The organism is Pantoea sp. X-Soil-MYKO-1289, assembly GCF_059730625.1.
On sequence record NZ_AP036004.1, the window covers coordinates 1,201,247 to 1,215,701 of the forward strand.

The following is a 14,455-nucleotide window of genomic DNA, read 5'->3' on the forward strand; positions in this document are numbered from 1 at the left end:
TAACTTTGTTGAGAATAATTATTAGTTACTGAGGTAGTAAGCGATGAAAAAGGGACTTCTGCTGGCCGGGCTGCTGACATCGGCGGCGTGCGGCGCCACCACGTATCCGCTGCAGATCACCGATCTCGACGGCAACGCCATTCGGCTCGATCATGAGCCGCAGCATGTGATCCTGCAGGATGGCCGCGACGTGCTGGCGCTGGCGCTGCTCGACCGCGACAATCCCTTCAGACGCGTGGTGGCGTGGAATAACCTGCCGAAAAAGCAGGATACCCAGACCTGGGATCTGCTGAAGCAGCGCTGGCCGCAGGCGAGCAACATTGTTGATATGGGCTTCAACGATCAGGGGCAGGTTAATCTCGAAAGCGTGCTGGCGCAGAAGCCGGACCTGATGATCGCCCAGCTGCGCGCGAAATCGGCGCTGCAGCAGTCAGGCGTGCTGGATACGCTGAAAGGGCTCAACATTCCGGTGCTGTTTATCGACTATGAGCTGCACCCGAAAGAGAACACCGCGCGCAGCGTGACGCTGCTCGGCAAGGTGCTTAACCGCGAGAAAGAGGCGGCCGACTATACCGCCTTTTATCAGCAGCGTTTACAGCAGCTCGACGCGGCCATCGCAAAAGTGCCGCAGAAGCCGACGGTGTTTATCGAGCCGATCGCCGGCAACAGCGACAACTGCTGTTTCACTCACGGCCATAACGGCTGGGGCGGCCTGGTGGAGGCGGTGGGCGGTAAGAACATCGGCTCAGCGCTACTGCCGGGCAACGCCGGCTTCGTCTCGCTAGAGAAGATTATCGCCATGAAGCCGGACGTTTATATTATGACCGGCTCGAAGCGTCCTAATCCCGGCGTGCTGCCGTTTGGCTATAACACAACGGCGCAAGAGGTTTCAGCCACCTTTAGCGGCTTGCTTAACCGCAGTGGTCTGAAGCAGATCGCGCCGGTCGAGAAGGGCCGCGTTTATGGGGTTTATCACCACTTTTATAACCATCCTTACAACATCATCGGTATGGAGATTCTGGCGAAAGATCTCTATCCGCAGACGTTTGCCCAGCTCGATCCCACGGCCGATTTCCACTACATCGTGACCCACTTTACCCGTCTGCCGGATGCGCCGGTAACCTTAAGCGCGCCCTGAGCCAGCGACCGCGCGTTGACAAAACGCGCGGTTAATTTACCTTTCCGTCGCGCTATCTTTCGCTACTCTTAAACAAACCGCTGTTTATTTTTGCTCTCGCTGTTTTCCTTGCGCCGTTAGCGCCACCAGTCGAAAAAGATTGCCAAAACCAAAAAACGTGGTGAAATGCGCGCGTTTATTTCGCGCGGACGCAATAAACCGTGCAACAGGGAGTGCAAAAACAGACGATCAATAAGGCAGCATCGCCGCCGCAGTTAGCCAGCGGGCTTAATGCGAGGTTGAACGCTGCCGTTTGGGCTTTGCCCGAGGTGTTTATGACTACACACTCCCTGGCCTCCACGCTGAGTAAAAAATTTATCCTTGAGCCGGTTATGTCGCAGAGCGGCCAGTTTGTCGGTTTTGAGCTGCTGACGCGCTATACCTCGCTGGCGGGGAAATCGCGCAATCCCTTTATGGTGATTGAAAATATGCCGTGCAGCGAAAAGCGCGACCTGCTCTATGAGCAGCTGAGCGATTTGTCGCCGGTCGTGGCGCTGCTTGAGGCGCATCACCTGTTCGTCAGCATCAATGTAGATCGCGATATGGTGACTATGCTGGAGGAGGATGCGCGGCTGGGCTGGCTGCTTAGCACCGCCAGCGTCATACGCTTAGAGGTTTCTGAAGCCATCGACTTCCATCAGGATCACGAGGCGCGCGAAACGCTGCATCGGCTAAAGGCGCGCGGCCTCCGTTTTTTCCTCGACGATCTCGGCACCGGCTTCGCCAATCTGGAAGCGCTCTATACCGGCCTGTTTGAGACGGTAAAAATTGACAAGCGGTTTTTCTGGGAGCAGAAGGATAAATCGATCTTTCCCGTATTAATGGCCAATATTCAGCGCTATTGTCCACAGATAATCGTAGAGGGCGTCGAGAATAAAGAGGATCTGGCGGCGCTGGAACATATCCCGCTTTACGGTTTGCAGGGATACTATTTTAGCGCGCTGGAGATAGAGGATTTGCCGCAGCTTTTTGGCTAAGGCTATTTATTGCGGTGCGTGAGGCGTCGCCAGATTTATCTTTTTCGCCAGCAGGACGTTATTAATTGACCTGGTTAAGTAAGGCGAAGGTAAATAAAATGAAAAGGGCGTCACAGCAGGCGTGCGCTGGCGCTGCGGGCTATGATTGTCGGCCGCGATATTTAGCAGCCATATTAATAGCCTGAATAATTAATTCCCCATACTGGTCAGACCCCAAACCTGTTTCACCTGAAAAGATGATGTTCAGGGCGGATATTTAGCGAGATGTCTAATTCACGCTAAAAAATAAGTCGGCGCAGCGGGATATATTTCAAGAAATATCTTAATTAACAGGGTTAGCGCTGCCAAAATAATAGCGAAAGTGTTATTCTCTTTTTTCAACACTAGTGATGTGGTGTTGTGTCCTCTAGTTTTTTCCTTGATTTGGCAAGGATTAGCCGGTCTTCGGTATTAAGGAATTTCGATTCCCCCGATCGATTTCGATCGGGTTTTCATTTCTGTTTGATTCTATTTTCCGCTTTGTTAAACCGCCATTTTACGCGCTACCCGCCCTGACTCTTCATCGCGCCGCCCGCAGATCCAGCGGTCTCCACAATTTCTGCCGAGTGTTAAGGAAGCGCTAAACGGCGTAATAGTCTGTAAGTTGCCGATTTTTAAGAGTTTTGGAGATGCAGCCGCCATGCAAATCGCCGATAGTAGAGTTCAACGGCGCAACGTTCGCTGTTGCCACTGGAGGTTTACGATGAAAAAAACAACATTACGCGTTATCGCGACTTTTATTGCATGCAGCTCACTGATTTCTACCCTTTCCTGGGCTGACGGCCCGGGCGACCATCATGGCCAGCCCTGGCAGCAGCATGACGGCGATCGTCACGATGGCGGCCGCCACGACGATCGCGGCCGCGGTCCGCAAGGCCATGGCCCGGATCGCGGTCCGGATCGCGACCGTTTCGCCGGCAACCCTCATGGCGACCGCCATGACTATCGCGACCGTGACCGCGATCATTTCGCCTGGAACGGACACGATTTTCGCCGCGGGCACCCGATGCCGCACGAATATCGCGGCCCGCACTATCGGGTAGACGACTGGCGCGAACGCCGCCTGCCGGAGCCGCCGCGCGGCGAGTACTGGTCCTATATCGACGGCAACTATGTGCTGATTGCCGCCGCGACGGGCATTATCACTTCGCTGATCCTCGGCAACGCCTTTAACTAAGCCTGCCATTCGGGCGGCCCTGGCCGCCCGTTCCCCCTGATTTCCGCCTCAATCTTCTGAAAACCGGCAGCCTGCGCGCGCGCCTGTTCCTCTTTTTTTCACGCTCGCCAGGCTATGCTTTGCTTCCACACTGTTCCCTTTCGCCTGATAAGGAGTCGAGATGACAGCGGTAAAAATGGTGGCGGTCGATATGGACGGCACCTTTCTTGATAACCAGAAGCAGTACGATCGCCCGCGCTTTATGCGCTGCTATGAAGAGATGAAAGCGCGCGGCATTAAATTTGTCGTCGCCAGCGGCAATCAGTACTACCAGCTGAAATCTTTCTTTCCCTCTATCGCCAGCGAGATCGCCTTTGTGGCGGAGAACGGCGCCTGGATTCTGGATGGCGAAGAAGAGCTGTTCTGCGGCGCATTTTCTCGCCCGGACGTGCACGCGGTGCTCGATACGCTGCAAAACGGCACCTATCCGGAGCTGCGTTATATCCTGTGCGGACGTGAAAGCGCCTACTATTTTAACGGCAGGGTGGAAGAGCAGTGGCTGGCGAAAATGCGCCACTACTGCCATCGGCTGAAGGCGATTAACTCGCTGGAAGAGACCGGCGACGATCGGCTGTTCAAGTTCGCACTTAACCTCTCTGACGACTATGTCGAACCGCTGATGGCGGATATTCAGCGGCTGCACGCGGGCGCGGCGGCGGCGACCTCGAGCGGTCACGGCTCGGTGGATCTTATCGTGCCGGGCCATCACAAGGCTAACGGGCTGAATATTCTGGCGCAGCGCTGGGGCATCGATCATCAGCAGGTGCTGGCATTTGGCGACGGCGGCAACGATCTGGAAATGCTCAGGCAGTCCGGGTTTAGCTTCGCCATGGCTAACGCGCCGCAGCGGGTGAAAGAGGCGGCGCGCTACGCCGCGCCCGGCAACAACGAGGCGGGCGTTCTGCAGGTGATTGAGAAGATGCTGGCGGGCGCGCCGCCGTTCGCCTGACTTCTGCCCAGGCGGGCGGCGGCCTCGCTGCCCGTTATGCCTGCGCTGGCACCACGCGCCACGCCTGCGTCAGCATCGCGCGCATCGCCTGCTGGCTGTAGTTCACCAGCGAGTTTTTACTGTTGGCGCGCGCCAGAATCCACTCCGCCTCTTCGCTGCTCAGCGTCTGGGCCTCCTGCCAGAAAGGCGCGATCGCCTGCTGCTGCAGCCAGTTTTTCAAAAAGCGCGCCGGCTGCGCCTCCGGCACGGCGAAAAGCTGCTGCTGCAGATCCTGCATCAGCTGCTGCTGCTGCGCATCGTCGCTCTCCGCCAGCAGATCGAGGAACGGAAAGAGCAGCCGGCCGCAGACTTCGCCGTGATGATAAGGCTTGATGGCGCCCAGCTCGCCGGCGATGCCGTGGATCACGCCCAGCCCGGCGCTGCTGAGGCAGACGCCGCCCAGCCAGGAGGCCATCATCATCGCTTCGCGCGCCGCGTCGCCCTGCGCATCGTCGCGGTTTAGCGCGGGCCAGGCCTGAACGAACTGGCGCAGCCCGGTCAGCGCCAGCTGGCGGGTAAACAGGTTCCCCTTGCTGGAAAGATAGGCCTCGAACAGATGGGTAAAGGCGTCGATACCGCAGGTCGCCAGCACCTTATCGGGGGCGCCTTTGAGCAGATCCGCATCCAGAATCGCCACCTGCGGGACAAATACCGGATGGCGCAGCGACGCCTTAACCTTGATCTCATGCTGGTCGGTCACCACCGCGTTCTGCGTCGCCTCGCTGCCGGTGCCGGCCGTAGTCGGCACGGCGATCAGCGGCAGCGTTACCGCCTGCACCGGCGTATCGCCGACCTTTTCCAGATAGCGCGCGGTGGGAAGCGGATGCTGCATCATGGCGCTGAAAGCTTTGGCGCCGTCGAGCACGCTGCCGCCGCCAATCGCCACCACGCGATCCACATGGCCGCGCCAGCGTGTGACCCAGGCGTCAATCTCAGCCGGTGACGCTTCATGCGCCACGATTTCATAACCAATAATAAGATCGTTCAGCTCGCCTTTAAGACGCGCATAGACGGGGCCGTTAAGAAAAGAGCGACCGCAGAACAGCAGCGTAGGCTGAGGATCGGCACTCAGCAGCGGCACCAGCTTACTGATGCTGCCGCGTCCAGAGAGGGTTCGTTGATTGCTGTACAGCTCGATCAGGTTCTCACTCACCGCAACATCCTTATGTCATCAGGGAAAGAGAGAGTGTAACCAAAAGCCGAACGGCGACAGTGGCAAACTTTCTGATAACGCTGCGATGAAATGTTGATCACCTTCGCAAAACAGAAATTCACCCTGTGCAGGGAGGTGCTTTCATCTGGATGTTACCCTTAACATGTTACTGGTAACAGGTTATGTCAGACTGTTAGTCCGTTTTTCGATGCCGTACCCAATGTCCTTTTCGGACCCATGATAACAATATGCTGCTGGCGCTGGCCGGTCAGTAAGGTGGAGAAAACCTATGCCCTTACTTATTGTGGCGATCGGCGTGGCGTTACTGCTGCTGCTGATGATTCGCTTCAAACTTAATGGATTCATCGCGCTTATTCTGGTGGCGCTGGTGGTCGGCATGATGCAGGGCATGCCGGTCAATAAAGTCATCCTTTCGATTAAAAACGGCGTCGGCGGCACGCTCGGCAGTCTGGCGCTGATCATGGGCTTCGGCGCCATGCTCGGCAAACTGCTGGCCGACTGCGGCGGCGCGCAGCGCATCGCCACCACGCTGATTGAGAAGTTCGGCAAGCAGCATATTCAGTGGGCGCTGGTGCTGACCGGTTTTACCGTCGGCTTCGCGCTCTTTTATGAAGTCGGCTTCGTGCTGATGCTGCCGCTGGTGTTCAGCATCGCCGCCTCGGCGCGCGTGCCGCTGCTCTACGTCGGCGTGCCGATGGCGGCCGCGCTGTCGGTGACGCACGGCTTCCTGCCGCCGCACCCTGGCCCGACGGCGATCGCGACGCTGTTTAACGCCGATATGGGCAAAACCCTGCTGTGGGGCACGCTGCTCGGCATCCCGACGGTGATCCTCGCTGGCCCGGTTTACGCCCGCTTCCTGAAAAGCATCGATAAACCGATCCCGGAAGGGCTCTATAACCCGAAAACCTTTAGCGAAGAAGAGATGCCGGGCTTCGGCGTCAGCGTCTGGACCGCGCTGGTGCCGGTGGTGCTGATGGCGCTGCGTGCGCTGGCGGAAATGGTGCTGCCGAAAGGGCATCTGCTGCTGCCGTATGCGGAGTTTTTCGGCGACCCGGTGATGGCGACGCTGATTGCGGTGCTGATCGCCATCTTCACTTTCGGCCTCAATCGCGGACGCAGTATGGATGAGGTGATGGGCACCATTACCGATTCGATTAAAATTATCGCCATGATGCTGCTGATTATCGGCGGTGGCGGGGCGTTCAAACAGGTGCTGGTGGACAGCGGCGTTGATAAATATATCGCCGCAATGATGCAGGAGAGCAACGTCTCGCCGATCTTTATGGCCTGGTCGATTGCCGCGGTGCTGCGTATCGCGCTCGGCTCCGCCACCGTGGCGGCGATTACCGCGGGCGGCATCGTCGCGCCGCTGATCGCCAGCAGCGGCGCCAGTCCGGAGCTGATGGTGATTGCGGTCGGTTCCGGCAGCGTCATCTTCTCCCACGTCAACGATCCCGGCTTCTGGCTGTTTAAGGAGTATTTCAACCTGACGATTGGCGAGACCATTCGCTCCTGGTCGGCGCTGGAAACCATTATTTCGGTGTGCGGCCTGGTGGGTTGTATGCTGCTGTCGATGGTGATTTAAGCGTTACCGCCGGGCGTTGCCCGGCGGATAGCCTTAGCTGGCCAGCGCGCGAAACGCGGCCAGCTCCTCGTCAGGCATTCCCGCCTGGGTCGCCGCGAGGCAGATTTGCCCCCAGCTGTTGGCGTCCAGCGGGATCCCCTCACGCTCGCGCTGCGCGCGATTCGCCTCTTCCCATTCTCCCGGCACCTGAATCGGCTCGCTGCCGCTCTGCGGCGATCGCTTCACCCAGTCGAGAAAGGCTTCCGCTTCCTCCTGCATCGCCGGCGCGTTGAACGCTTCCGGGTTAAGGATGATGGCGGTCATACAGTTGTAGATCGCATCATGGCTGGCGAGCACCGTTTCATCATGGGTGGTGCGTCCGCCAGAGAGCGCGCCGCCGAGGATTTCGCACAGCGTCGCCAGCGCATAGCCTTTATGCAGGCCAAAGGGCAGCAGCGAGCCGTAGGGCGGCTCATGCATAACGGCGGGGTGTTCGGTCGGCCTGCCCTGGTGATCGATCAGATAGCCGGGCGGCACGTCGACCCCTTTATTCCAGGCGACGCGCGTTTTGCCGAAAGCGATGCCGCTGGTGGCGAAATCGAGCAGAAGAGGGCTGGCGTCACGGCGCGGAAAAATGGCGCAGAACGGGTTGGTGCCGAAGCGGCGATCGCTGCCGCCGAACGGCGCCACCATCGGGTCGCCCATCACGTTGACGAAATGAAAAGAGACCAGACCCGCCGCCGCGCACTGCTCGGCCCAGTGGCCGATGCGGCCGATATGGTGCGAGTGGTGCAGGCCGACCGCGGCGATGCCAAGCTGCTGCGCGCGCGCGATCCCTTGCTGCATCGCCTCAAAAGCGGCCACCTGCCCGAAGCCGGAACGGGCATGAAAGGTCAGCACCGCGCCGGCGTCTTTTTCCAGCACCGGATGCTGATTAAGCTGCAGGTGGCCCTGACGGAATGAGCGCATATAGCTGGGGATCATGCCGACGCCGTGGGAGTCGTGTCCGGCCAGATTGGCCGCCACCAGATGATCCGCCACCAGGCGCGCCTCGTCGGCTTCGCTGCCGGCATGCAGCCATATCGCCTGCACAAACTGATGCAGCCGTGCGGCATTGATACGATAGAGTTCACTCACCTTGCTCTTCTCCTTTTTATGGGTACACCGCATCCTGCGACCAAAAAAAAGCAACGGCAAGTGATGGTTTCAGAGCAGGTAATGGGCCACAAGGGGTGGCCCAATGAGGGGGTTAATGCGGCTGTTCAAAGCCGGCCTTCACCATTTGCTCGCGCAGCGCACGCGTAATTTCGCGATTACCGCCGGTAACGGGGTAGATCACGTTGTTGATGACATCGTCAATATAATGCTCATCGAACTCTTGCAGGGTGAGCTGCGTGCCGCCTTCATCGTTGATGGCGAAAGACCCTTTAATGTGATCGCCAGCATTTTTCGCCTTGAGGCTATAGCGACCCATACTGGTATTTATCGTGCTCATAGCGTCTCCTTGTTACTCATCTTACGGTGATCGTCGCAGAGGCGTGCCTTTGCCGCTAAAAGTCTAGCGGGCTGAAAAGCGGAAAACGAAGCGTAAAGCGGTTAAAAAATCAGCTGCTGCGACCGGCGTCGCAGAAATAGATCGGGCTTATCTGGAAAGGTGAACGCCAGCCAGCGTAGAGAGCGGCCCGGCAAAAACGCAGCCATAGGCTATACTCTTATGCGGAAAGGTTTTTTACTGGCAAAGGAACATGGATATGAAAATAATTTTGTGGATTATCGCCATCATTTTCATTGTTGGATTACTGACGCTAACTGGCGTATTTAAGTTAATTTTCTGAATTAACGCGGGCACCGCTCAGGTGCCCTTGCTTCTGTCCTTCTTTGCCGACGCCTGCGCGACCAGACAGCGCGCGATGGGATCAACCAGCGTATTCGGCAACAGATCCCGTGCCGTCAGTCGCTTGTTGCAGCTGGCGCAGCGTGCGCCGTGGAACGCCGGATCTGCTGAAGGATCGTGGGTAAAAGTAAACTTCGCACTGCCACAGGCGGTGCAGCGAATCTTCATTACCATACTCATTGCTCTCCTTGCCTGAATCGAACAGGCGCTAGTCTAACAAATTCCTCCCGTTTATTTATCAAAAATCCTAAACAATTAATGCGCGTTATCTTATGAGGTTCCTGTTTAATTATTTAATAATTACCCGTTGTTATTGTTGCTTTCTGGTAACTTCTGCGCGGCGCAGTAGATCAGAAGCTGACTGATAAGGCGTTGAAATGGCGTAAGGCCTGGCTGGCGATGCTTCTAAAAGCCGTTATTTTCATCTGTTTGGTTCCGGTTTGATTTCGGTTGAGCATAATTGCGCCCCTGACGCAGGAAAATATTCAACCAGGATGCGTGCGGCTGGAAAGGAGCAAGCTGGTCGGCGCGCCGTCGATTTGTACAGGAAAAGAGTTGTGAACCGGTTTTCTTCGAGCGCCATAGTCGGCGCCTGCTCCGCGCTTATTTTTTCATGTTCCCTGCAGGCTGCGACCCTGACGCAAAGTATCCAGAGCGGCTGGAACACCTTCACCAGCAATGTGCAGCAGACCTGGCAGCAGCCGCAGAACAGAGATTTTTATCTGCCCGCCATCACCTGGCATAACCGCTGGACCTACGACGACGAGCATATCGAGCGCTACAATGAGCGACCCTGGGGCGCGGGCGGCGGCATTTCGCGCTATGACGACAAGGGCAACTGGCACGGCCTTTATCTGATGGCCTTTAAAGACTCCTATAACAAGTGGGAGCCGTTCACCGGCTACGGCTGGGAGGCGACCTGGCATCCGATCGACGGGAGCCGTTTTCACCTCGGCGCGGGTTATACCGCTGGCGTTACGGCGCGCGACAACTGGCGCTATATTCCGGTTCCCGCGCTGCTGCCGCTGGCGTCGGTGGGTTACGGCCCGCTGAATTTTCAGATGACCTATATTCCGGGCACTTACAATAACGGCAACGTCTATTTCGCCTGGCTGCGGTTTCAGTTTTAACTTTTCAGGGCATCTTTCAGGCGGGGACGAAGTGAAAAAAAGGGACATTTATCACTTTTTCATCAATTCTCACTGGACAAATGTCACGGCAATTGCTGTACTAGACGGCGACACAGTTTAGTGTCCATTTTTCATGTAAAGGTAATATAGATGTCCAAGATTAAAGGTAACGTTAAGTGGTTTAATGAATCTAAAGGATTCGGTTTCATTACTCCAGAAGATGGCAGCAAAGACGTGTTCGTACACTTCTCTGCTATCCAGAGCAACGGCTTCAAAACTCTGGCTGAAGGTCAGCGCGTAGAGTTTGAAATCACCGAAGGCGCCAAAGGCCCATCTGCTGCTAACGTTATCAGCCTGTAAGTTAACAGTCAGAATTTCAAAAACCCGCCTTATGGCGGGTTTTTTTATGCCTGAAAAAAAGGGCTTAGCACCTGCTCGCTACGTTATCCCGTTCTGGAAATAAAGACTAACTTCGCAGAATCCCTCATGTCCGGTTCGTGACGCCGCACGAACTGCGGCGTCAGTCACATAAAACCCTCGTAACATTATTATAACAACCCTTACTTGCAGCTTTTTTGCTGTCGACGCTATATAACAGAGCGGCGGCATTATCTTCTTCAGGAGGCAGGATGAATATACGTCAGGCACAGGCGAAAGACAGCTTTGCGCTCAGCGCGCTGCTGGCCGAATTAGGCTACGGCGGCACCGAGAGCTTTATCGATAAACGTCTTGCCCAGTTAAGCAGCGATCCCGACGAGATGCTGCTGGTGGCGGAGCATGGCACCCAGGTGCTGGGATTCCTGTCGATGCATTTTATTCCTCAGCTGGCGCTGGCGGGCGACTTTGCGCGCATCAGCTACTTTTGCATCGCCGAAGGGGAGCGCAGCAAGGGCGTCGGCCAGCAGCTGCTGCAGCACGCCGAAGCGATGGCGACGCAGCGCGGCTGCGATCGTATGGAAGTGCACTGCCACGCCTCGCGGCTCAAGGCGAACCAGTTTTACCTGCGCGAAGGCTATGAAGAGTCGCCGCGCTACCATATCAAAGGTCTGAACTAAGCCGCGCCTCGCGTCCGGCGGCAATCGCCAGCGCGCTGGCCAGCATCTCCAGCTGCCTCTCCTGTAAACAGGCGATGCTGACGCGGATAAACTGCGTCGGCCCCAGCCGACAGCGTTCACCGGGCAGCACGGCGATGCCGCGCGCCGCCAGAGTGATCATCGCATACTGCTCCGACGCCACCGGTATGCAGATGCTCAGCCCGTCGCGCATCGGCAGCTGCAGCCCATGCGCCGCCAGAGCCGTCAGCATTTGCTGGCGTCGCTGACGATAGATCGCGCGCGCGGCGGCGATCGTCTCCTGCGTTGCGGCATCCTGCAGCAGCCAGGCGACGCTCTCCTGCAAAATTCGGCTGGTCCAGCTGACGCCGAAATTGCGCCAGGCCTGAATGCGCCTCACCATCTCCGCCGTAGCGGACAGCACCGCCAGCCGCAAATCGGGGCCATAGGCTTTGGAAAACGAGCGGACGTGCAGCGTGCGTTCAGGAAAAACAGTGCCGAGGCTCCAGGCAGGCGTCGAGGAGAGATCGCCCAGTCCGTCATCTTCGACAATCAGCGTCGCGCTCTGCGCCAGCGTCTGCGCCAGCGCGGCCTGACGCGCGCGGCTGACGCTGTTGCCGGTCGCGGAATGGGTGCGCGGCTGGTAGATCACCATCACCGGCGACTTCTGCAGCAGCGCGGCGAGCATATCCGGCAGCGGTCCCTCATCGTCGCAGGCTAACGGCAGGATTTCCGCGCCGACGTTATCAAGCATATCCAGCAGCCGCGTTGCGGTGGGATCTTCAATCACCACGCGATCGCCCGGCGATACGAGCGTCTGCACCACCAGATTCATCGCGTCGAAGCCGCCGTCCGTGGCGAGAAAGGCTTCCGCCGCATAGGGCCAGCGCGGCTTGATGGCGGAGAGCAGCACCGGCGAAATCGCCTCGCGAACATAGCTGTTTAGATGCGGCGACTGCAGCGCCGCCAGCAGGGCAGGCTGCAGATCGGGCAGCAGCGCGGGATCGGGCGAGGCCATCGCCAGATCGGCGCGAATGTTGTCGCCGTAGTTGCCGATCTTCTCAAAGCGAATCGGGCGCGGCATCACGGTGTTGCCCGACACCCAGACGCCGCTGCGCCCTTTGCCCGCCAGCACCTTATGCTTTTTGAGCTGCCCCCAGGCCGCCGACACGGTCGCCGGGCTAACGCCCAGCTTCTCCGCCAGCTCGCGTACTGAGGGCATCTGCATACCTACCGCAATCTTACCCTCACGGATCAGCGTCGAAGCCGCCAGCGCAATGCCTTTTACTGAGGCGTCGCTTATCTGCTCGCTCAGCCAGTCGATATCCACCATTTGCGTCATAAGAAAATACTTTGTTCAGTAACGAATTAATGATTGTTCAGATAAGTATTCCCGAACTAGTATCAAATTCAAGCACTATTTGATGAATAAATCACCGGCGCCTCAGGGCGCTACCTGCTAACGGGGCAAACATGAGCAGATTAACCGTCAGACTGGCCGTGCGCGACTGGGATTACTTTACGCCGCTGGCGCTGGGCGACCTGCGCCCAGAGGGCTTTGAACTGGTAATCGACCGCGTCGGCACGCTGGTCGATCACCTGGCCGACAGCCCCGACTATGAGGGCGGCGAAGTCTCATTCAGCCGCTATGCCCAGGGGCGCGCGCGCGGCGAAACCAGCCTGCTGGGGCTGCCGCACTTTCTGATGCGCGGCTTTCGTCAGCGCTGCATTATCACCACTGCCGACAGCCCCCTCACGACGCCGGCGCAGCTGAAAGGCAAGCGTATCGGCGTCACCGGCTGGCAGGACTCCGGCAACACCTGGACGCGCGCCGTGCTGCGCGAGGCGGGCATAGAGATCGACGATGCTTACTGGTTCGCCGGTCGCCTGACGGAGTCGCATCCCGTCGTCGATCGCCTGGCGGGCTTTGGCCGTCCGGGCCGCATCGAGGCCGCGCCGGGCGAGCGTCCGCTGCTCGATCTGCTGCGGGCTGGGGAGCTGGACGCGCTGTTTACGCCTTTTATGCCGGAAGGCTTTTTCCTGCCGGACTCCGGATTGCGTCAGCTACAGGTCGATTTCCAGCAGGCGGAGCGCGACTATTTCCACCGCGTCGGCTACGTGCCGGGCATCCATATTCTGGCGCTCAAGCCGGCGCTGGCGGAGGCGCATCCCTGGCTGCCGCAGGCGCTCAGCGAGATTATCGATCGCTCATGGCGGCTGTGGATGCAAAAGCGGGAGAAGTACGCCGACACCACGCCCTGGCTGCTGGACGATTTGCGACGCACCGCGCAGGAATTGCCCGCCAGCTGGAATCAGAACGGGTTTGAGGTTAACAAGAAGATGATTGACGACTTTGCCGATGAGCTTTATCGGCAGGGGTTGACGAAAACGCGCCTGACGCCGGAAGCGATCTTCCCGGCGGCCAGCAAGGGGAACATATGATGAAAGTAGCGATGGGGCAGTTCGCGGTCAGCCGCGAGTGGCAGGAAAACGCGGCAATCTGCCTCGATCTTATGGCGCGCGCCGAAGCGGGCGGCGCCGATCTGCTGGTGCTGCCGGAAGGGGTGCTGGCGCGCGATATCGCCGATCCCGATCTGGTGCTGAAGGCGGCCCAGCCGCTCGACGGCCCTTTTCTGACGCAGCTGCTGGCGAAAAGCCAGGGCAGCGCGCTGACCACCATTATGAGCGTGCATGTGCCCACCGAGGGCGACAAAGCGCTGAACGTGCTGGTTGCGCTGCGCAACGGCGAAATCATCGCCGCCTATGAAAAGTTGCACCTCTACGACGCCTTCGCCATGCAGGAGTCGCAGCGCGTCAATCCCGGCGCCGTTATCCCGCCGCTGGTTGAGGTCGCCGGGATGAAGGTGGGGCTGATGACCTGCTACGACGTGCGTTTTCCTGAACTGGCGCGGCGTCTGGCGCTGGACGGCGCCGAGGTGCTGGTGCTGCCCGCCGCCTGGGTGAAAGGTCCGCTGAAAGAGATGCACTGGGAGCTGCTCACGACGGCGCGGGCGCTGGAGAACACCTGCTATATGGTGGCGGTGGGCGAGTGCGGCCCGCGCAATATTGGCAACAGCCTGGTCGTCGATCCGCTCGGCGTCGCCATCGCCAAAGCGCCGGAGTCGACCGCGCTGGTGTTTGCGGAGCTTGATCCGCAGCGTATCGCCTATGCGCGCAGCGTACTGCCGGTGCTGGAAAATCGCCGCTTCGCCCGTCCGGAATTAAAAACAGAATAAACACGCCT

The 14,455-nt window shown here is 58.4% G+C and carries 16 protein-coding genes; 11 read left to right on the forward strand and 5 right to left on the reverse strand.

All coding sequences use genetic code 11. The features are described from left to right. The first annotated feature begins 43 nt into the window (after positions 1-43). From AC6I7Z_RS05710 to AC6I7Z_RS05725, 4 genes are all read left to right on the forward strand, one after another. On the forward strand, positions 44-1,138 hold the full coding sequence (locus tag AC6I7Z_RS05710) for an ABC transporter substrate-binding protein (protein WP_497813466.1): 1,095 nt from the start codon (positions 44-46) through the stop codon (positions 1,136-1,138). Positions 1,139-1,452: 314 nt separating this feature from the next. Further along, the gene (locus tag AC6I7Z_RS05715) at positions 1,453-2,154 is read left to right on the forward strand and encodes an EAL domain-containing protein (RefSeq protein ID WP_497813467.1); all 702 of its coding nucleotides are present in this window, start codon (positions 1,453-1,455) and stop codon (positions 2,152-2,154) included. Positions 2,155-2,896: 742 nt separating this feature from the next. After that, on the forward strand, positions 2,897-3,370 hold the full coding sequence (locus AC6I7Z_RS05720) for an RcnB family protein (protein WP_497813468.1): 474 nt from the start codon (positions 2,897-2,899) through the stop codon (positions 3,368-3,370). A 160-nt stretch (positions 3,371-3,530) separates the two neighbouring features. Then, on the forward strand, positions 3,531-4,358 hold the full coding sequence (locus tag AC6I7Z_RS05725) for a Cof-type HAD-IIB family hydrolase (protein ID WP_497813469.1): 828 nt from the start codon (positions 3,531-3,533) through the stop codon (positions 4,356-4,358). 34 nt (positions 4,359-4,392) lie between these two features. Here AC6I7Z_RS05725 and AC6I7Z_RS05730 read toward each other — a convergent pair whose 3' ends face one another. Continuing rightward, entirely contained in the window at positions 4,393-5,550 is a 1,158-nt protein-coding gene (locus AC6I7Z_RS05730) for an iron-containing alcohol dehydrogenase (protein WP_497813470.1), read from the reverse strand. A 289-nt stretch (positions 5,551-5,839) separates the two neighbouring features. On the opposite strand from AC6I7Z_RS05730, the gene gntT reads away from it, so the two are divergent. After that, complete coding sequence (gene gntT / locus AC6I7Z_RS05735) at positions 5,840-7,156, forward strand: gluconate transporter (protein ID WP_497813471.1); 1,317 nt, start codon at positions 5,840-5,842, stop codon at positions 7,154-7,156. A gap of 33 nt (positions 7,157-7,189) precedes the next feature. Here gntT and AC6I7Z_RS05740 read toward each other — a convergent pair whose 3' ends face one another. Together AC6I7Z_RS05740 and AC6I7Z_RS05745 are read right to left on the reverse strand one after the other, a co-directional pair. Further along, positions 7,190-8,272 (reverse strand): malate/lactate/ureidoglycolate dehydrogenase, encoded by a 1,083-nt coding sequence (locus AC6I7Z_RS05740; RefSeq protein ID WP_497813472.1) that lies wholly within the window; start codon positions 8,270-8,272, stop codon positions 7,190-7,192. A 112-nt stretch (positions 8,273-8,384) separates the two neighbouring features. After that, positions 8,385-8,630 carry a hypothetical protein gene (locus AC6I7Z_RS05745; RefSeq protein ID WP_497813473.1) on the reverse strand — a complete coding sequence of 82 codons (246 nt, stop codon included), beginning with the start codon at positions 8,628-8,630 and terminating at the stop codon, positions 8,385-8,387. 256 nt (positions 8,631-8,886) lie between these two features. Here AC6I7Z_RS05745 and AC6I7Z_RS05750 point away from each other — a divergent pair, with 256 nt between their 5' ends. Continuing rightward, positions 8,887-8,970, forward strand: a complete 84-nt coding sequence (locus AC6I7Z_RS05750; RefSeq protein WP_019105993.1) for a small membrane protein YohP — start codon at positions 8,887-8,889, stop codon at positions 8,968-8,970. Between the two features lie 17 nt (positions 8,971-8,987). On the opposite strand, the gene AC6I7Z_RS05755 is transcribed toward AC6I7Z_RS05750, so the two are convergent. Beyond that, entirely contained in the window at positions 8,988-9,209 is a 222-nt protein-coding gene (locus tag AC6I7Z_RS05755; protein ID WP_497813474.1) for an ECs_2282 family putative zinc-binding protein, read from the reverse strand. Between the two features lie 377 nt (positions 9,210-9,586). On the opposite strand from AC6I7Z_RS05755, the gene pagP reads away from it, so the two are divergent. The 3 genes from pagP (at position 9,587) to AC6I7Z_RS05770 (ending at position 11,214) form a co-directional block, all read left to right on the forward strand. Next, on the forward strand, positions 9,587-10,159 hold the full coding sequence (gene pagP, locus AC6I7Z_RS05760) for a lipid IV(A) palmitoyltransferase PagP (RefSeq protein WP_497813475.1): 573 nt from the start codon (positions 9,587-9,589) through the stop codon (positions 10,157-10,159). Positions 10,160-10,309: 150 nt separating this feature from the next. Next, positions 10,310-10,519 (forward strand): transcription antiterminator/RNA stability regulator CspE, encoded by a 210-nt coding sequence (gene cspE / locus AC6I7Z_RS05765; protein ID WP_033751857.1) that lies wholly within the window; start codon positions 10,310-10,312, stop codon positions 10,517-10,519. Between the two features lie 269 nt (positions 10,520-10,788). Beyond that, the gene (locus AC6I7Z_RS05770) at positions 10,789-11,214 is read left to right on the forward strand and encodes a GNAT family N-acetyltransferase (RefSeq protein ID WP_497813476.1); all 426 of its coding nucleotides are present in this window, start codon (positions 10,789-10,791) and stop codon (positions 11,212-11,214) included. Here AC6I7Z_RS05770 and AC6I7Z_RS05775 read toward each other — a convergent pair. Continuing rightward, complete coding sequence (locus AC6I7Z_RS05775) at positions 11,198-12,553, reverse strand: aminotransferase class I/II-fold pyridoxal phosphate-dependent enzyme (RefSeq protein ID WP_497813477.1); 1,356 nt, start codon at positions 12,551-12,553, stop codon at positions 11,198-11,200. The genes AC6I7Z_RS05770 and AC6I7Z_RS05775 overlap by 17 nt on opposite strands. Positions 12,554-12,684: 131 nt before the next feature. Here AC6I7Z_RS05775 and AC6I7Z_RS05780 point away from each other — a divergent pair, with 131 nt between their 5' ends. Together AC6I7Z_RS05780 and AC6I7Z_RS05785 are read left to right on the forward strand one after the other, a co-directional pair. Beyond that, positions 12,685-13,653, forward strand: a complete 969-nt coding sequence (locus AC6I7Z_RS05780; protein ID WP_497813478.1) for a substrate-binding domain-containing protein — start codon at positions 12,685-12,687, stop codon at positions 13,651-13,653. Further along, entirely contained in the window at positions 13,653-14,447 is a 795-nt protein-coding gene (locus tag AC6I7Z_RS05785; protein WP_497815404.1) for a deaminated glutathione amidase, read from the forward strand. Before AC6I7Z_RS05780 ends, AC6I7Z_RS05785 begins: the two co-directional genes overlap by 1 nt. Positions 14,448-14,455: the final 8 nt, after the last annotated feature.